The 17,163-nt window shown below is 34.3% G+C and carries 17 protein-coding genes and 1 pseudogene; 8 read left to right on the plus strand and 10 right to left on the minus strand.

Annotation, left to right across the window (positions count from 1 at the left end; translation table 11 throughout):
* Window positions 1-100: 100 nt before the first annotated feature.
* A complete protein-coding gene (locus tag ACK1U5_RS08130) occupies window positions 101-1,702 on the minus strand; it encodes an esterase/lipase family protein (RefSeq protein WP_001238691.1) in 1,602 nt (533 codons plus the stop codon).
* 553 nt (window positions 1,703-2,255) lie between these two features.
* Between ACK1U5_RS08130 and ACK1U5_RS08135 the strand changes: the two genes are divergently transcribed.
* Window positions 2,256-3,095, plus strand: coding sequence for an arylamine N-acetyltransferase family protein (locus ACK1U5_RS08135; RefSeq protein WP_000988428.1), 840 nt, complete (start codon window positions 2,256-2,258; stop codon window positions 3,093-3,095).
* Window positions 3,096-3,191: 96 nt separating this feature from the next.
* Here the strand turns inward: ACK1U5_RS08135 and ACK1U5_RS08140 are convergent, their stop codons facing one another.
* Both ACK1U5_RS08140 and exsG read right to left on the minus strand, forming a co-directional pair.
* Window positions 3,192-3,401, minus strand: a complete 210-nt coding sequence (locus ACK1U5_RS08140) for a hypothetical protein (RefSeq protein WP_000824207.1) — start codon at window positions 3,399-3,401, stop codon at window positions 3,192-3,194.
* A gap of 218 nt (window positions 3,402-3,619) precedes the next feature.
* Window positions 3,620-3,772: an exosporium protein ExsG gene (exsG, locus tag ACK1U5_RS08145; protein ID WP_000395679.1), complete on the minus strand. Its 153-nt coding sequence runs from the start codon at window positions 3,770-3,772 to the stop codon at window positions 3,620-3,622.
* A 208-nt stretch (window positions 3,773-3,980) separates the two neighbouring features.
* Here exsG and ACK1U5_RS08150 point away from each other — a divergent pair, with 208 nt between their 5' ends.
* The 7 genes from ACK1U5_RS08150 (at window position 3,981) to ACK1U5_RS08180 (ending at window position 11,357) form a co-directional block, all read left to right on the plus strand.
* Window positions 3,981-4,844: an excalibur calcium-binding domain-containing protein gene (locus ACK1U5_RS08150; RefSeq protein ID WP_000025810.1), complete on the plus strand. Its 864-nt coding sequence runs from the start codon at window positions 3,981-3,983 to the stop codon at window positions 4,842-4,844.
* Window positions 4,845-5,046: 202 nt separating this feature from the next.
* The gene (gene ric / locus ACK1U5_RS08155) at window positions 5,047-5,754 is read left to right on the plus strand and encodes an iron-sulfur cluster repair di-iron protein (RefSeq protein WP_000401360.1); all 708 of its coding nucleotides are present in this window, start codon (window positions 5,047-5,049) and stop codon (window positions 5,752-5,754) included.
* A 208-nt stretch (window positions 5,755-5,962) separates the two neighbouring features.
* Window positions 5,963-8,368 carry an NADPH-nitrite reductase large subunit gene (nirB, locus tag ACK1U5_RS08160; protein WP_000746949.1) on the plus strand — a complete coding sequence of 802 codons (2,406 nt, stop codon included), beginning with the start codon at window positions 5,963-5,965 and terminating at the stop codon, window positions 8,366-8,368.
* A gap of 15 nt (window positions 8,369-8,383) precedes the next feature.
* Window positions 8,384-8,701, plus strand: a complete 318-nt coding sequence (nirD, locus tag ACK1U5_RS08165) for a nitrite reductase small subunit NirD (protein WP_000616684.1) — start codon at window positions 8,384-8,386, stop codon at window positions 8,699-8,701.
* Between the two features lie 58 nt (window positions 8,702-8,759).
* On the plus strand, window positions 8,760-10,184 hold the full coding sequence (locus ACK1U5_RS08170) for a uroporphyrin-III C-methyltransferase (RefSeq protein WP_069604792.1): 1,425 nt from the start codon (window positions 8,760-8,762) through the stop codon (window positions 10,182-10,184).
* Window positions 10,181-10,891: a sirohydrochlorin chelatase gene (locus ACK1U5_RS08175; protein WP_069604793.1), complete on the plus strand. Its 711-nt coding sequence runs from the start codon at window positions 10,181-10,183 to the stop codon at window positions 10,889-10,891. The genes ACK1U5_RS08170 and ACK1U5_RS08175 overlap by 4 nt, the downstream gene beginning before the upstream one ends.
* Window positions 10,884-11,357: a precorrin-2 dehydrogenase gene (locus tag ACK1U5_RS08180; RefSeq protein WP_069604794.1), complete on the plus strand. Its 474-nt coding sequence runs from the start codon at window positions 10,884-10,886 to the stop codon at window positions 11,355-11,357. The genes ACK1U5_RS08175 and ACK1U5_RS08180 overlap by 8 nt, the downstream gene beginning before the upstream one ends.
* A gap of 190 nt (window positions 11,358-11,547) precedes the next feature.
* Here the strand turns inward: ACK1U5_RS08180 and ACK1U5_RS08185 are convergent, their stop codons facing one another.
* The 7 genes and pseudogenes from ACK1U5_RS08185 to ACK1U5_RS08215 all read right to left on the minus strand — a co-directional run bounded on the left by ACK1U5_RS08185 (window position 11,548) and on the right by ACK1U5_RS08215 (window position 17,126).
* Window positions 11,548-11,925 (minus strand): STAS/SEC14 domain-containing protein, encoded by a 378-nt coding sequence (locus ACK1U5_RS08185; RefSeq protein WP_000043364.1) that lies wholly within the window; start codon window positions 11,923-11,925, stop codon window positions 11,548-11,550.
* A gap of 323 nt (window positions 11,926-12,248) precedes the next feature.
* Window positions 12,249-13,166 (minus strand): AEC family transporter, encoded by a 918-nt coding sequence (locus ACK1U5_RS08190; protein ID WP_000497508.1) that lies wholly within the window; start codon window positions 13,164-13,166, stop codon window positions 12,249-12,251.
* A gap of 309 nt (window positions 13,167-13,475) precedes the next feature.
* Window positions 13,476-13,604, minus strand: a pseudogene (locus ACK1U5_RS08195) (PspC domain-containing protein); the annotation flags it as partial.
* A gap of 238 nt (window positions 13,605-13,842) precedes the next feature.
* Window positions 13,843-15,012, minus strand: coding sequence for a nitrate transporter NarK (narK, locus tag ACK1U5_RS08200; protein ID WP_000841858.1), 1,170 nt, complete (start codon window positions 15,010-15,012; stop codon window positions 13,843-13,845).
* An 80-nt stretch (window positions 15,013-15,092) separates the two neighbouring features.
* A complete protein-coding gene (gene moaD, locus ACK1U5_RS08205; RefSeq protein ID WP_000573673.1) occupies window positions 15,093-15,326 on the minus strand; it encodes a molybdopterin converting factor subunit 1 in 234 nt (77 codons plus the stop codon).
* Window positions 15,323-15,793 carry a molybdenum cofactor biosynthesis protein MoaE gene (locus tag ACK1U5_RS08210; protein WP_069604795.1) on the minus strand — a complete coding sequence of 157 codons (471 nt, stop codon included), beginning with the start codon at window positions 15,791-15,793 and terminating at the stop codon, window positions 15,323-15,325. The genes moaD and ACK1U5_RS08210 overlap by 4 nt, the downstream gene beginning before the upstream one ends.
* A 43-nt stretch (window positions 15,794-15,836) precedes the next feature.
* Window positions 15,837-17,126: a molybdopterin molybdotransferase MoeA gene (locus tag ACK1U5_RS08215; protein ID WP_000884819.1), complete on the minus strand. Its 1,290-nt coding sequence runs from the start codon at window positions 17,124-17,126 to the stop codon at window positions 15,837-15,839.
* Window positions 17,127-17,163 lie beyond the last annotated feature (37 nt).

Here is a 17,163-nt window from a genome sequence, read left to right on the forward strand (position 1 = left end):
CAGTTTTTTCAACTTTTATTATCTCTCCCCACATAAAAAAGTGCAGAATTCTTTCTAACACAAGATTTCTGCACTTTTTATTATACTTATTTATTCTTCCTTATTTCTCTACATAAACCGACTTAACAATCGTACGATTATATGGTTTTCCTTCTTTATTCATCCCTTTTATATCCATCGTAACGTTATATACTCCCGGTTGTTTTATATCTTTCAAAGCACCTGTAAATGTATTCGTATTAACATTTTGTAATTCATTAAATTCAGAGACTAACTTACCTTCTTTATTAACGACTCTTACTGTTATGGAAAGATCCCCTTTCATTTCAGGTGCTACAGGTGATTTTTTCAGTTTATACTCAGGTTTATTTATTTTAACTTTTGTAGGCATTCGAAGAACAAATGGTGCGTCATCCTTGTAATCGCTTACAACTAAATATGCATCTTTCGACTGCTTCGCCATCATTTTGATTTTCCATTCGCCTACTTCTAATTTATCAAACTTAAACGTTCTAATTGTCGCCCCATTAAAAAAAGATTCGCCTTCACCAGTAGTTATAGCGCTATCTTTATTTGCATAGATTTTTCCTTTTGGAGATACCATTTGTACTTCTACATCAGAAGAAGCAGTTAGTATAGAAACGATTCCTTCCGCTTTTTTATCAACTGTAACGGTTTGCTCTATCCACTGATTTTGTGGTAATTCGCCTCCTAAAATATTTTGATTTGAAGTTGTATTTAATTGTTCTAGATCTCCATTTGAACTAGTGCTGGATGCTACTAAAGCTGGTAATCCCACATTTGTCGTACGTAAATATGGTTCAATTCGTGCAAAAACAGCTGATCCTTTTCTTATATTGTCATGATCAAATCTGGAATCTGTAAATAAATGTGTACCGTACGATAGCTTCGCACTCCATTCATTTACTAGTCCATCATTTGAACCGTACGATGATAAATATAACCCACCCATAGATAATGCAGAAAATGTTGGCCCCCAGCTAGTTCCAGTAGCCGTATAGTAACGGTTTAATTTAGCTGCTGGGTTGTTATCTATTATTGAACGAAACTTTGCCATTTCACCTATTTGTAACGAATACGTACCATCATCTTTTTGACCTAATATAGAAGCAAGCCACCCTGCCCACCAACTATATGACAAATCTGCTAAATTTGAGCCGTGATGCGGTGTAGCAAGTGTAATAACATTTCCAACAAATCGATTCGCACCATATTCAACTAATGCGGCTTGTGTATCAATACCACCTTTACTATGCGCTACAATATTAACTTTTTTACCGAAATGATTATATATTTCTTCAAGTTTTTGTGCTAACAACTTTCCGTTATCCCACTGACTAGCGGAACCTTTCCCTGCAGCATCATACAATTGTATAAACACTGTTTGATAGCCTGCTTTTAAAGCATAATCATACATATCATTTATATCATGATATACTGTCTTTCCATACCAACTATCAGCATTACCATTTCTTCCTTGTACAAAGAGAATTGGCGGTTTATTCTCATCATAATTAGCAGGTTTTTGGCCTAAAAACCATTCTCCAGGTGTGAATACTTCTGTATCAGGAAACCCCTTTCCAAGCTCTTTTATAACTTCTGCCTGTACATTTGTGCTAATCGTTGGAGCCATGATAAAAAATACAATTAGTAAGGCCACACATCTTCTCATCAGTCGCATATTACTCCCCCTATTTTTTTGAAAGAAGGTGTTCTTTATAATATTTTATATTTTCCCTTCCTTAATAATAGCTAATCTTTTATTTTTAAAAGATGTTAGCCCTATTTTTAGAAGGTTACTAGTTGTATACCCTCTTCCTTAACTCTCGTTATTCTCTTTGTTTCTACCTCTTCCTTTTGATAGAATACGACAAAAAAGTTTCTCAATAATTGTTAACTTCGCTACACCCAGATATTTTTTAAATCATTATTGTTTATATAAAGCATACAAATCTTGAAAAAATTTTAGTAAAAAAACATTTTATTACTAGTTAGTTATTTAAAAATATAATAAAGATATGTACTTTCTTTTCATTAAATACAAACTAATTTTAAAGGAGCTTGTATTATAAGACTTTCCTACGATTAAAAATTAAACTGAAATTTCCGAATAGAAAATCATATTTCCAGAAACATATATTATGATAATTTCCGCACACTTGAATTAACTTTTTAGAAGTACTAACCTATCGGTGAGCAGAAGAAAATTCTGTAAAAAGAAAGGAGAATACTTTATGATGACCAAATTACAAAAGGAGTTTTTTAAACGCTTAGAAATTCCTGCAAAAGAAATAACATTTGATGATTTAGATGGAATTCTCTTGAAAATGGGAATGATTCTCCCCTATGAAAATCTTGATATTATGGCTGGTACTATTAAAAATATCTCAAAAGATAACTTAATAGAAAAGTTACTTATTCAAAAACGAGGTGGACTTTGTTATGAATTAAACTCCCTATTGTATTATTTTTTAATTGATTGTGGGTTTCAAGTATACAAAGTAGCCGGTACTGTTTATGACCTTTACGATAATAAATGGAAACCCGATGATGGTCATGTCATTATCATATTAAGTCATGAGGATAAAGATTATGTTGTGGATGCAGGTTTTGCATCTCATCTCCCTTTACATCCAGTCCCTTTTAACGGAGAAGTCATCTCCTCTCAAACAGGAGAATATCGAATTCGTAAGCGAAATACTCGAAAAGGTACGCATATTTTAGAAATGAGAAAAGGAGCTAACGGGGAATCTACAAGTTTCTTACAATCTGAACCTTCAAACGAATGGAAAATAGGCTATGCTTTCACTGTAGATCCAATAGATGAGAAAAAAGTGAATAAGATTCAAAAAGTGATTGTAGAGCATAAAGAATCTCCTTTTAATAAAGGAGCTATCACTTGTAAATTAACTACTTATGGTCACATATCATTAACAAATAAAAATTATACAGAAACCTTTAAAGGCACCAAAAATAAACGACCAATAGAATCTAAAGATTATGCTCGCATTCTTCGTGACTCTTTTGGAATAACGCAAGAGAAATATGTAGGAAAAACACTAGAAAGAGGCTAGTTGACTACAAGTATTTCATAATAAAGCAGATTCTATATTTAGAATCTGCTTTATTTTATATTTTGTTATAAATTAATTTAATTTTGTTGTTACCCTTTAATTTTCAATTATATACTCATCATCATATTTATCGTATTGTAGGCCTTTCCCTATCTTTGACTCCGTAACTTGATCTCTTAAAAACGGTGCAGCATCCATTTTACTAGTTGCAATTTCAATTCCATATTTTTTCGTTAAATGAGCTAACTCTATTAAAAACCACTCTCTTCGCAATGTAACTGGAATATCCAATGTTTTTCTTTTCATATATAATAGCACCTCTTTTATTTTCATAGCTTAAAAATATCACTGGATGCACTTATTAAAACTACCTTTCACCGCTAACATCCAATGAAACATTATAGTATATGCATGTCCATTTCAAACGTGCTATCACAAATATGATATTTAAGTTTACATAATTATATTATGTAATAGTAGAAAAGGAAGGCATGTCCCTTCCCCTTCTACTATAGAGATTTAAATTAAGAACATCTTGGTACACCTAAAGCTAAAAATAAACCTGCTACTCCCGCAGTAATCGGTACTTTTAACGTAATAACATCATCTACCTTCGTTACTAAAAAGTAAGCATTACCTTCTTGTAATATACAAGTTACCAACAATTGAAATTCCATTCAAATCTCCTCCTTTCAATCGATATACTATAATTTATGAAATCTCTTTCAAAAAGTAATAGGAAATATATCCATTTTTCCTTATATATAAAATAAATGTTTATAAGTCTATTAAAAATATTAATTTTCTAAATTTATACAAACCGTGTAATATCCAATAAACTCCTATATAATCAATAAGAAGAATCTTACAAATGGAGGTATGAAAATGTCGATTTTAAGTAATATTGGTGCAGCTTTATTTTTTATTGCTTTTATTCTTTTAATCTTATGTATCATTTCATTCTTTAAGAAAAATGGAAAAGCAAAACAATATGGACGTCCTACCGTTATTCTTTTTATGATTTCTATTATATTAATAACGGCCGGTACAACAAAATCGGAACACCCCGTCGTCGAGTTTTTTTCTACTTTAAGTTTCATTCTATTTATATTCTTCCTTGTTCTAGCAATCTTATCTGTTATTAAGAAAACAGGTGTAGCGAAAAAACAATTTATTATTACAGCTGTATTATTTGTCATTTTTGTTGCGTTATTAGGTATTTCAGCTCCTTCTTCTGAAAAAACGACAGCAACTAGTACAAAAGTTGCCTCTAATAATGAAGAGCCAAAAGATAGCGAACAGAAAAAAGAGCTAGAAAAGAAAGAGGCAGACGAAAAAACTCAAAAGCAAGAAGATGAGAAGCGTCTAGCCGAAGAACAAGCTCGTAAGCAAGAGGATGAAAAACGTCAGGCTGATGAACAAGCTCGTAAACAACAAGAAGAGCAAAAACGTCAGGCTGATGAACAAGCTCGTAAACAACAAGAAGAGCAAAAACGTCAGGCTGATGAACAAGCTCGTAAACAACAAGAAGAACAAAAACGTCAGGCTGATGAACAAGCTCGTAAACAACAAGAAGAACAAAAAGCACAGCAAGCTCAAACACAACCAGCTAATGGTAATACTGATAGTGCATACTACAAAAATTGTGCTGCAGTTAGAGCAGCTGGGAAAGCTCCTTTACATAAAGGGCAACCAGGTTATAGCTCTCATCTTGATCGTGATGGCGATGGAATTGCATGTGAAAAATAGTAATAAAAAAGAAGCTTTTACTAAGCTTCTTTTTTATTAACGTAAAATATTACCACTTATTACTTTCCCCCTTATTTTAATAACATTCTTCTTATTATTCTCAAAAACGACACAGAATAAGTGATTTCAATCACTACATAGATTTTAATTTATCGCTATTCTTAATTTAGATATTACATTAAAACTTTATGGAGGCATTCATATGGAACATACATTTACTGAAACTTCAATTGTTGGTGAGATTGTTACACAATTTCCGAAAGCTAGTGATCTTTTTAAATCATATAGAATAGATTTTTGTTGTGGCGGTAATAAGCCACTTATTGATGCAATTCATGAAAGAAATTTATCCGCTACTGAAGTGCTTACAGAGTTAAATACGCTTTATCATAATACGAAACGATTAAATGAATCGGAAATTGATTGGAAAAATGCTTCTTATCGTGAATTGATTGATTATGTTATAAATAAGCATCATCGCTATTTAAATGAAGAATTACCACAGTTAAGTCCATATGTGACAAAAGTATTACGTGTTCATGGGGCAAGTCAGCCTCATTTAGCTCAAATTCATAAGCTATTTCATGAACTTAAAATGGAATTAGAACAGCATTTAATTAAAGAAGAAATGGAAGATTTCCCATTAATTTTAGAATTTGAACAAAATCCAACTGATGAAAATTATACAAAGTTACGTAAAGTAGTGGATGAACTAGAAAATGAGCACAATCATGCCGGAAATATTATAAAAGAACTTCGTAAAGTGACAAATGACTTTACTCCTCCAGAAGGCGCTTGCGGTACTTATCGACTTGTCTACCAACGTCTTGAAGCTCTAGAGTCTGATTTATTTGAGCATATTCATTTAGAAAATAATATTTTATTTCCGCGTGCCATTACGAAAGCATAAATCAAGTGCAGGACATGAGTGTAAATACTTATGGCCTGCTTTTTCGTTTTGCGAAAAATATTCACATCCCCTTCACATAAAACCGAATTTCAACAATTTGTGAATCATTATAAAAATGTGATAAATATCACATCTTCCCCTTATTTGATTTTCTATAATAAAAATATAATCCTTTGTTCAATATTTCACATAAAAAGGGGAAACGAAAATGAAAAAACGTTTAGTTATGATCGGAAATGGTATGGCTGGCATTCGCTGTATGGAAGAAATCTTAAAACATGATAGTGATTCATATGAGATTACTATTTTTGGAGATGAACCGCATCCAAACTACAACCGCATTATGCTTTCTCATGTTTTACAAGGCAAAACAAATATGCAAGATATCATTATGAATGAATACAGTTGGTATGAAGAAAACGAAATAACTTTGTATACGAATGAAAGAGTTCAAAGTATTAACCGAGAAGAAAAAATTATTATTACAGAAAAGAAGCGTACTCTTACATACGACAAGCTCATTATCGCAACAGGTTCTAGTGCTTTTATTTTACCTGTTGAAGGTTCCGCACTTTCTGGTGTAACAGGATTTCGAACTATTGAAGATACACAATTTATGATAGATACCGCTAAAGAAAAGAAAAAGGCCGTTGTCATTGGTGGCGGGTTACTCGGTTTAGAAGCCGCAAGAGGTCTAATTGATTTAGGAATGGACGTACATGTTGTTCATTTAATGCCTAGCTTAATGGAGCAACAACTAGATACGAAAGCAGCTGCTCTTCTGCGTGAAGATTTAGAAGCACAAAGCATGAAGTTTTTAATGGAAAAGAAAACTGTAAAAATTCTTGGTACAGACCATGTTGAGGGCATTCAATTTGAAGATGGTGAAGTTGTAGATTGTGATTTAATCGTAATGGCTGTCGGTATACGCCCAAATACGCAAATAGCAAAAGATGCTGGTCTAATTGTAAATCGCGGTATTGTAGTCAATGACTATATGCTAACAAATGATGAGTCCATTTATGCAGTTGGAGAATGTGCAGAGCATGACGGTATCGCATATGGACTTGTTGCTCCTCTTTATGAACAAGGTGCGATATTAGCAAAACATATAACAAATTTACAAACTGATGGATATTCGGGCAGTATCGTCGGTACACAATTAAAAGTTGCTGGTTGTGATTTATTCTCTGCTGGCCAAATTTATGAAGATGATCAAACGAAAGCAATATCCATCTTTAATGAATGTAAACGTTCCTATAAAAAAGTATTAATTCGTGATAATAAAGTCGTCGGTATCGTTTTATACGGTGATACAGCTGACGGTACCCGCCTCTTTAGCATGTTAAAGAAAGAAGAAGATATACAAGAATATACACCAGCTTCCATTCTTCACAAAGCTGGTGAAGAATGTGAACTTGACGTTGCTACTATGAGTGCGGATGACACAATTTGCGGATGTAATGGTGTTACGAAAGGCACAATCGTTCACGCCATTTTAGAACAGGAGTTAAAGACTTTTGAAGAAGTTAAAGCCTGTACGAAAGCCGCAGGGTCTTGTGGTAAATGTCGTCCGCTTGTAGAACAAGTTTTATCTCATACACTTGGAGATGCTTTTGATGCTTCTGCACAGTCTACCGGTATGTGCGGATGTACACCTTTATCACGTGATGAAGTCGTAGCGGCCATTCATGAGAAAAGTTTAAAATCTCCAAAAGAAGTACGAAACGTTCTTGGTTTTGTACATGAAGATGGATGTTCGAAATGTCGTCCTGCTTTAAACTACTATTTACGTATGGCGATTCCAGAAGAATATGAAGATGATAAATCATCCCGTTTTGTGAATGAAAGAATGAATGGTAACATCCAGCACGATGGTACCTTCTCTGTTATTCCACGTATGTACGGAGGCGTTACAACAGCAGATGATTTAATGAAAATTGCTGAAGTTGCGAAAAAGTACGATGTTCCACTTGTGAAAATTACAGGTGCGAGCCGAATTGGCTTATACGGTGTTAAGAAACAAGATTTACCTAACGTATGGGCTGAATTAAATATGGCTTCTGGATATGCGTATTCAAAATCTCTTCGTAATGTAAAATCATGTGTTGGCTCTCGTTTCTGCCGTTTCGGTACGAAAGATTCATTAGGACTTGGTATGTTGCTTGAACAATCATTAGAAATGGTAGATACACCTCATAAAATGAAGATGGGTGTAACGGGCTGTCCGCGTAACTGTGCGGAAGTACTGACGAAAGATTTTGGCGTTGTTTGTGTCGAAAATGGATACCAACTTTATATTGGCGGAAATGGTGGTACGGAAGTACGCGAAGCTGATTTTGTAATGATTGTCCCTACTGAAGATGATGTCCTTCGCATCGCTACAGCTTACATGCAGTATTATCGTGAAACTGGTATTTATGGAGAGCGTACTGCCTACTGGACAGAACGATTAGGCTTCGATCACATAAAGGAAATACTGCAAGATGCAAATATGGTCACTAAGTTAAATGAACGTTTCCAAAAAGCTCGTGGCACATATAAAGAAGCATGGGGACAAGCACTAGAAACGAAATCATTAAAAGCGATGTATGAAGTAGAAACTGTGAAATAAGGAGCTGTGATCTATATGATACAAACGAAAGAAAAAATAAAAGTTATGCGTGCAGAAGACCTTCCTATTCAAATCGGTAAAGAGGTACAAATGAAAGGTATGTCTATCGCCCTATTCCGCCTTTCAAATGGCGATATTCAAGCTGTAGAAAATCGTTGTCCTCATAAAAACGGGCCATTAGCGGAAGGTATTGTATCTGGAGAATTCGTCTTTTGTCCACTACATGATTGGAAAATTTCACTACTAACAGGTGAAGTTCAAAAACCTGATGATGGTTGTATTCAAACGTATGAAGTAGAAGTTATTGACGGAGATATTTATATATACATGTAATTTACAAAAGGAAGCCTCCCCTGGCTTCCTTTTAAATAAAAATAGACGAGGTGCGAATATGAACGGATATGTATATTTAGTTGGTGCAGGACCAGGTGATGAAGGGCTTATTACAAAAAAAGCGATAGAGTGCTTAAATCGTGCAGATATCGTCTTATATGACCGCTTATTAAACCCTTCCTTTCTTAATTATACAAAAGAAACATGTGAACTTATTTATTGCGGAAAAATGCCAAAGAATCATACTATGCGTCAAGAAATGATTAACGCACACCTCCTTCAATTTGCGAAAGAGGGAAAAATCGTAGTCCGCTTAAAAGGCGGAGATCCATCTATTTTTGGCCGTGTTGGTGAAGAAGCAGAGACTTTAGCATCAGCAAATATTCCATATGAAATTGTACCAGGTATTACATCTAGCATCGCCGCTAGTATCTATGCAGGTATTCCCCTCACCCACCGTGACTACAGTAATAGCGTCACTTTATTAACCGGACATGCAAAAGGTCCTTTAACCGACCATGGAAAATATAATTCATCTCACAATAGCGACACAATTGCCTACTACATGGGTATAGAAAACTTACCTACAATTTGTGAAAACTTACTACAAGCAGAAAAAAAAGAAGATACGCCAGTAGCAGTCATTGAATGGGGTACAACTGGTAAACAGCGCGTTGTCACAGGGACACTGTCTACCATTGTTTCTATTGTCAAAAACGAAAATATTTCTAATCCTTCTATGACAATTATTGGTGATGTCGTTTCCTTACGGGATCAGATCGCTTGGAAAGAACGTAAACCATTACACGAGAAAAAAGTTTTATTTGCATCTGCAACGAATAAAACAAGTTCAATGAAGCAAAAGTTACAAGAAGCCGGTGCAGAAATATATCAAATTCCTACTTTCAAAAAGGTAGAATACACATTAACACTTGAACAAATCAATGAAATTTTTAACGTTAATCGTCTTGTTTTTTGTTCAGCTGAAAGTGTAGAAATATTGATGCAATCATGTAGTAAACACCAAAAAGATATTCGTTCTTTACAAGCGCAACTACAACATATGAACGTTGCCACTCAAGAAAAACTTATGCAATATGGGCTACTAAGTAAACAAGCAGAGTTCTCTTCCAATACAACATTTTATTTAGGACGAAACATTAACCGAATTGCTTTTATACAAGAAAAAATTGGTGCTGGTTCCTATATGATGACTCATGAGTACACAATTGATCATCGCTTCGATGAAATTCATTCACGTATGCTTTCTGAATTCTCATGGGATAGCATTGTATTTGAAGGTCGTGCTTCTATTGATACGTTTCTAGCAGAAATAAAACGCCTTGGCTTTATCAATATTCTTACTCTCCCATTCTCGTATACCGACGTTCCAACTTTATACTATGCAAATAAAGTTGGGTTTCATAACGTAGATCATCAATTACAAGAAACTCTTATGAAGAAAGACATGGTAAGACAATGAAAGGAATTGTATATGTTGGACATGGGAGCCGGCTACAAGAAGGTAATGAACAATTCATTCAATTAATTCAATCTGTTATGAAAGAGCGAAACGAAAGAATTCAAAAAATAGCTTTTCTAGAACTAACGACACCTACTATTTCGGATGCAGTTACAGAAACGATAATAGAGGGAGTAACTGAAATAATGATTGTACCTGTTTTATTATTTGCAGCAGCTCACTATAAACGTGATATTCCTTTTGAAATAGAACAACTACAAAAGAAATATCCACAAATAACATTTTCAGTTGTACCTCCTTTTAGTACACATCCACATATGGTGGAACTTGTAGTGAAAAGAATACGTGAAGCTATGCCAATGCAAAATAGTAGTATTTTACTCGTAGGACGAGGCAGTAGTGATACACAACCGATACATGAGTTACAACTAATCGGAGCAGCTGTCGAACGAAAACTTGGTATGCCAGTATCCTGTTCCTTTTTAACGAAAGGAACTCCCTCTTTTACTGCCGAGCTCAAGGATATAACATCGACTGCGTCCCATGTATATGTCATGCCATACCTTCTCTTTACCGGATTATTACTTCAAAAAATTGAATTGCATACAAAAAAATATAATCATGTTACGACTTGTAACTGTCTTCAGTTTGATACATATATGAAACTAACATTGTTAGAACGAATGGAGGAATGCATATATGTATAACATGTACCCTCTTATGTTTAATCTACAAAATAAAGTCGTTGTTATCATTGGTGGAGGTAAAATTGCATATCGAAAAGCGTCTAGATTAAAAGATACAGGCGCTTTCGTCACTGTTGTCAGCCCAGAAATTTGCGAGGAAATGAAGGAACTTTCTTATATTACTTGGAAGCAAAAAGCTTTTAGTAATGATGATATTAAAGATGCTCACCTTATTTATGCAGCTACAAATCAACACGCTGTAAATATGATGGTCAAACAGGCCGCTCATGATTTCCAGTGGGTTAACGTTGTAAGTGATGGTACAGAATCATCTTTTCACACACCTGGCGTTATAAGAAATAATGAATATGTTGTCACTATTTCAACTTCTGGTAAAGATCCATCATTTACGAAGCGTTTGAAGCAAGAACTAACATCTATATTGCCTAAACTTATAAAAAAGATTTCTCGTACACATAAATTGTAATCTATTTCTTAGTTAAAATAGTAATTACCTTTGGACAAACGTTTTTTAGGGGACGTTTGTTCTTTTTGTTGTAGTTCCGTTCTTTTATTTCACAAGTAATCTATGAAGAAAATAAATGGTGTTTGCAACTTGTAAACAAATAAATTTCATGACAAGTGTAACATTACGAGCAACTCTTTCTATTCAGTTTTTATATTGGATATTCATTCAACCAAATTAGCGCTTGTTCATAATCATCAAAAAACTCCACGGATTCTTTTGTATTGGATTGTTGTAAATACTTCAGTATCTCTCCTTCTTCAAGAAGAAATGCAATTGCCTTACTATGATTCAAAATGGTTTCATTGAAGAACTTATCTTTCCATACTTTTTGAACAGAAAAATGATTTGGGGTATACCCTTTTCTATCCACCAACACTTTGTATTTCCGACCCTCAGAAATAAATTGCTGACAAACCTGCTCAAAATCATTAAACCATTCATACACATCTTCTGTATTAATCTGGCCAATTAGATGGGTAACAATCAAATCTCCTGAAACTATTGTGCTGATATTCTGTTTACTCAACTTTTAATCATCTCCCTTAGTGGCAATTATGCATAAAATTCTTACTTGACACTCCCACCCCATCGCTATCACCCTAAGCTCATATAACTTTAATTATAAGCGAGATTGTGTCTTTTTTTCGCAAGTCTATATGTAAATACTTTAAAGATTTCCATACGAAATAAACCCTAATAAGTTTCTTTTTTTGAATTAAATCACTAGATTTTGAAACATGGTACAATTGTAAACGACACCCAATATATGAAAGACTGCTTTCTTCTCATATCTATAGGACTTCTGTCCATCATTTACCGCCTCAAATCTTTTCGTTTTTGCACGTATATTCAAAACAAAATATATGATAAATAAATAACGACAGTTACTGTAATAATGCTGAAAATTGTTGAAAATAAAACGATTTGTGCATGTAATTCAGGCTCTATTTGATATTCCATAGCAATGGTTGATGTATTTCTTGAAGTAGGAAAAGAACTTGCAATAAATAACGATTGTGCAACAATACCATCGATGTTTAGTATGTATATTACAGCAAGTGCTAATAATGGTCCCATCAGTAACCTTCCAATTAAAGCCCATGTTATGACTCGATGGAAAAAATTAAGTTTAATGTTGGATAATTGCGCCCCTAGCAATATGAGTGCTATTGCAACAAAACCATTCGCAAGCTGATTAAGAGGTAGCAAGATAGAATTAGGTATTTGAATTTTAAAAGATTGAAAGAGAACCCCTAATACGAGCGCATGAAATACAGGCAGTCTTAGAAATGATTGAATAATACCTCCGATTGTTTTTGTTGCTGATAGTAAGTTATATATCCCATATGAATAAGTTAAAAGATTCTGGAAAATCACAATAAAAATCTGAATGGAAACCCCCACTGGATTGTGACTGAAAATCAATTGACTTACTGGTAACCCATAATTACCGGAATTCATTAACGAAATGCTATTTTTTAGAGCTGCACTTTCTCCTTTTTCTAACTTTAATGTTTTTGAAATGAAATGACTTACTATGATCAGACTCAGACTATAAAGCATTAAATAGTATATTATTTGGAGCAACAAACCTGTCTCTATACTAATATCATATATATTCACAAATACAGCCGCTGGCATTAAGCAATAAGTAATAAGTGTAGAAAGCTGCTTTAAGTTAAATTGGAACTTTCTTTGTAAGATTGCACCAATTAGCATTAATATTAATATTGGTAATATTACGTCTAGTATAATAAAAACAAACATGTAAAACCTCATTCTAAATATATTTTAGTTGGATTAAACACTTTACTAAATATGAATCACATTTAATCAGTCGGAAAACCCCTTCAATTCTCAATAATCAGAAAAACTTAAACCAATAATATGAAAATGTGCATCAAAAATTCTTATTTCATTTCCCTCTCCTCTCCTCTCTTTTCTTTAACATACCAAATATAACTCATAAAGAAAATTATGGATTATTTATACAAATTCATAATTTTATCTTATTGACCTAAACTATCTTCTTTATTTTAAGTATACTTTTTCACAATATCCATTAACCTTACCAAAAAATTTGGCCCTAAAAAAATCTGATAATGCAGTTACTATGCGAAGGATACTTGCATCAATCCTATACTTGTCGCTTAAACTACCTAACACACCTGATACTTGTTTATCTTGAGTGGACTTATATTTTTTTCATCTAAACATCCCGATTCAATTAAATATTTGCATTCTAAAAATGAGTTCGATCTTTAGAATAGATTTAAGATTTCCTTAACTAATCTGCCCTTTAATTGAATAACTTTTGACATCTTCATTTTAAAAGCACATTCTTATAGAAAACAAGCGTTTATTGAGAGATCAATAAAAACATGTTGAAGCCTATTACTAAAAGAACCATCCCAAAATACTTTGGGATGGTTCTTTTTCCTTATTAATGATTCTTTAACATCACTAACAGCTTTTCTTGACTATACATCCACACTGTAATGATTAAACAAGCAAGTGCGACTTCTGATAATGCCATAAATCCAATTGCATAATGGCCTGTTAGTTGGAATAGTAATGTTAAAATTAGGGGCGGGAAGAACCCTCCTAGTCCCCCTAAAGCTGAAACGAGTCCATTTACAATACCTGCTTGTTCTGAGAAGTACATTGGAACGAGTTTAAAGATTGTACCATTACCAATGCCTGCACAAAATGCGACTAGTAAGCAACCAAATGTATACACGTTCATACTAGGCATGAATGATAAAATAATACCTGAAAGTGTTAAACCGATAAATACGAAGATTAATATTTTAAATGGATTAAACTTATCGCCGAGCCAACCACCAATCGGACGCATAATTGTTGCGAGTACGATGAATCCTGCAGTTCGCATACCAGCATCTACTTTCTCTAATCCGAAGTGAGATACTAAAAAGTTTGGTAAGTATACTGTAAATGCGACAAATGATCCGAATGTTAAAAAGTAAAAGATACATAAAAACCAAAGTTTCTCATTTTTATATACACCTTTTATTTGTTCCATTAATGGTGTATTCACCTTTTTCTCCCTACGATCACCTAATAAAAAATTCATAAGTGCAAATGCTGCAAGTAAAACTAAATAACATTGTACTGTCGTTCTCCAGCCAACTGAAGTTGCGATAACAGGCGCTAAAAATGAAGTAATTGCTGTTCCGGCGTTACCGACACCGTAAATACCATTTACAAAACCATGACTCTCTTTCGGAAAGTATTTTGGTAAAGAAGTTACTCCTACAGAGAATACAGCACCACCGATTCCTACAAATAATCCACCAATAATTAAATCCATCATAGAATTGGCAACACTAATATAAAAGACAGGAAGTAATAATAGAATAAAACTAATAAAGAATAATTTTCTTGCTCCGAAACGATTTGTCCAATAACCAATTGGAATGCGAAGAACAGAACCTAAAATAACGGGTACTGCTGTGACCATAGAAATTTGCCCCGCAGTTAATGGGATATCCACTTTAATATAAGGCATTAATGATGATAAAATGACCCATACCATAAAACCTATAATTAGATTAGAAGTTTGTAAACTTAATTGAAAATTAGGACTTTTCATCCTGTTCCCTCCTATGTATACGTAGTTATATTCATTCCCTCCAGCCTAATCACGTTCTTACATGATTAGGCTGAAAAGAATCAACCACCACTTACTGGCGGAATCATCGCTACGATATCGCCAGTTTGAATGATGTCATCCTCATTTGCGTATTCTTCATTTATCGCGACCATAATCTCGTTTGAAATTGCTACATTATATTCCTTAATCAGAACTTCCTTCAGCTTCGCAACTGTAATATTTTCACAATCTATGTGTAATGCTGGCTTACTTACTTCTTCTTGTAAATGTGCAAATAATAGTACTTCAATCATATACTCATCCCCTTTCCAGGCTCACCATTTGCATATGTTACCTTCTCTAACTGATCACCTATCCATGACTCACCATCTTCCCAAAACTCTTTCTTCCAAATTGGAACAATTTGTTTAATACGCTCCATAATATATTCGTTCGCCTCATATGCAGCTTTCCGGTGTGGTGTAGAAACAGCGACGACAACAGCAAGATCAGAAATTTGTAATGTACCAATGCGATGTGTAATGGCGACAAATGTCCCAGGCCACCTCTCTCCTACTTCAGTACCAATTCTCTCAAGTTGTTTTTCTGCCATTGTTTTATATGCTACATACTCTAAATGTAGCGTACGACGCCCTTTCGTAAATTCTCTAACAGTACCAACGAAAGTAGTAACTGCGCCACACTCACGACGAATTACTTTGTTTGTAACTTCCTCAATTGAAATAGGTGTATCAATTACTTCATAATACGTATGTGTCATTTTGCACCTCTTATCTTTGTATAAGTTAGCAATCTATTTTCTATTATTTATATGATCGAAGCGGTTCATCCCACGGCCACTCACTTCCGACGTTTGATTCTAATAACAGTACCGAAACGATTATTCCGGCTTCAAATCCTCTCGTTCCCCCCGGCAAAACGATAAATGCATTCGCTTCTGCAAGTGAAGAAATTGCGCTAGATTTATCTAAACCAACTGGTGTAACTTGTAATTGACCATCTACAAATTCCACTCTCCCTCTTACAAAACGAGTAAACGGATTTGCTTTCGAAAAGTCTTTTTGTAAAATTGCTTCTGCACGATAAATGTGTGGATCTTTCCTATGCAAATATGTTCCAATGACTGGTCGAACATATAACTCACATCCGACATAACAAGCAGAAGGATTACCAGATAAACCAAATAGTAGTTTTCCTTCTACCTCAGCTACAGTTGTCACACTTCCTGGTCGCATCGCTATTTTGTTAAAAAGTATATTAGCTTGTAACCTCTTATGAATAGCAGGTAAATAGTCATAATCTCCTACCGAAACGCCACCAGTTGTAATTAAAATATCGACTTCTTTCATCGCTTTTTTTACAGTGTTATAACACGTCTCTAAATCATCAGCGAATTGCCCATAATACTGTACAACTCCGCCGGCTCGTTCAATTTGAGCAGCAATCATATAAGAGTTACTATTTCGAATCTTCCCTAGCTTTAATTGTTCATGTACTTCAAGCAGTTCGCTTCCTGTTGTTACAATTCCAATAACCGGCTGTTTTATAACATGTACGGAACTATAACCAAACGTAGCAAGAAGCGCTGCTACTCCAGGATTAATAACAGTCCCTTTTTTCACAAGGATGCTATTTTGGTTTACATCTTCTCCTTTAAAAGAAATGTTATCGCCAGAAGAGAAAGAGCGTTTTAATACCATATAAATCTTTTCGTTTTCTTCAAATCCTTCCGTTAGCTCTAACATAACAACCGCATTACACCCTTCCGGAATTGCGGCACCTGTCATAATACGGACAGCTTGAAATTCTTTCACTTCTTCTGTAAAAACAAAGCCTGCTCCAATTTCGCCAATTACTTCAAATTGAATGGGGTTACTACTACTCGCTTCTTTTGTATCTTCCGCTCGAATCGCAAACCCGTCGTATGGAGAGCGATCAAAATGCGGAACATCATGATCTGCAATAACATCTTCTCCAAGTGTTCTACCGTAGCTTTCTATAAGAGAAACCTTTTCCATTTCACCTTGGTAGGCATATTTCATTACACGAGCAACTGCTTCTGCTACTGGAATTGGTATACGTTTATCTAACATTCTTTTTCACCTCGTTTTAATAAGGAAAAAACGATTT

Source organism: Bacillus sp. XB1, assembly GCF_053557995.1.

Excerpts from the sequence above, each read along its gene's own strand:
- ACK1U5_RS08215 (WP_000884819.1), bottom strand. The coding sequence starts at position 17,126 with ATGTTAGATAAACGTATACCAATTCCAGTAGCAGAAGCAGTTGCTCGT.
- ric (WP_000401360.1), top strand. The coding sequence starts at position 5,047 with ATGGAACATACATTTACTGAAACTTCAATTGTTGGTGAGATTGTTACA.
- ACK1U5_RS08140 (WP_000824207.1), bottom strand. The coding sequence starts at position 3,401 with ATGAAAAGAAAAACATTGGATATTCCAGTTACATTGCGAAGAGAGTGG.
- ACK1U5_RS08130 (WP_001238691.1), bottom strand. The coding sequence starts at position 1,702 with ATGCGACTGATGAGAAGATGTGTGGCCTTACTAATTGTATTTTTTATC.
- ACK1U5_RS08170 (WP_069604792.1), top strand. The coding sequence starts at position 8,760 with ATGAACGGATATGTATATTTAGTTGGTGCAGGACCAGGTGATGAAGGG.
- ACK1U5_RS08150 (WP_000025810.1), top strand. The coding sequence starts at position 3,981 with ATGTCGATTTTAAGTAATATTGGTGCAGCTTTATTTTTTATTGCTTTT.
- ACK1U5_RS08180 (WP_069604794.1), top strand. The coding sequence starts at position 10,884 with ATGTATAACATGTACCCTCTTATGTTTAATCTACAAAATAAAGTCGTT.
- nirB (WP_000746949.1), top strand. The coding sequence starts at position 5,963 with ATGAAAAAACGTTTAGTTATGATCGGAAATGGTATGGCTGGCATTCGC.
- ACK1U5_RS08210 (WP_069604795.1), bottom strand. The coding sequence starts at position 15,793 with ATGACACATACGTATTATGAAGTAATTGATACACCTATTTCAATTGAG.
- exsG (WP_000395679.1), bottom strand. The coding sequence starts at position 3,772 with ATGGAATTTCAATTGTTGGTAACTTGTATATTACAAGAAGGTAATGCT.
- moaD (WP_000573673.1), bottom strand. The coding sequence starts at position 15,326 with ATGATTGAAGTACTATTATTTGCACATTTACAAGAAGAAGTAAGTAAG.
- ACK1U5_RS08175 (WP_069604793.1), top strand. The coding sequence starts at position 10,181 with ATGAAAGGAATTGTATATGTTGGACATGGGAGCCGGCTACAAGAAGGT.
- nirD (WP_000616684.1), top strand. The coding sequence starts at position 8,384 with ATGATACAAACGAAAGAAAAAATAAAAGTTATGCGTGCAGAAGACCTT.
- ACK1U5_RS08190 (WP_000497508.1), bottom strand. The coding sequence starts at position 13,166 with ATGTTTGTTTTTATTATACTAGACGTAATATTACCAATATTAATATTA.
- ACK1U5_RS08135 (WP_000988428.1), top strand. The coding sequence starts at position 2,256 with ATGATGACCAAATTACAAAAGGAGTTTTTTAAACGCTTAGAAATTCCT.
- narK (WP_000841858.1), bottom strand. The coding sequence starts at position 15,012 with ATGAAAAGTCCTAATTTTCAATTAAGTTTACAAACTTCTAATCTAATT.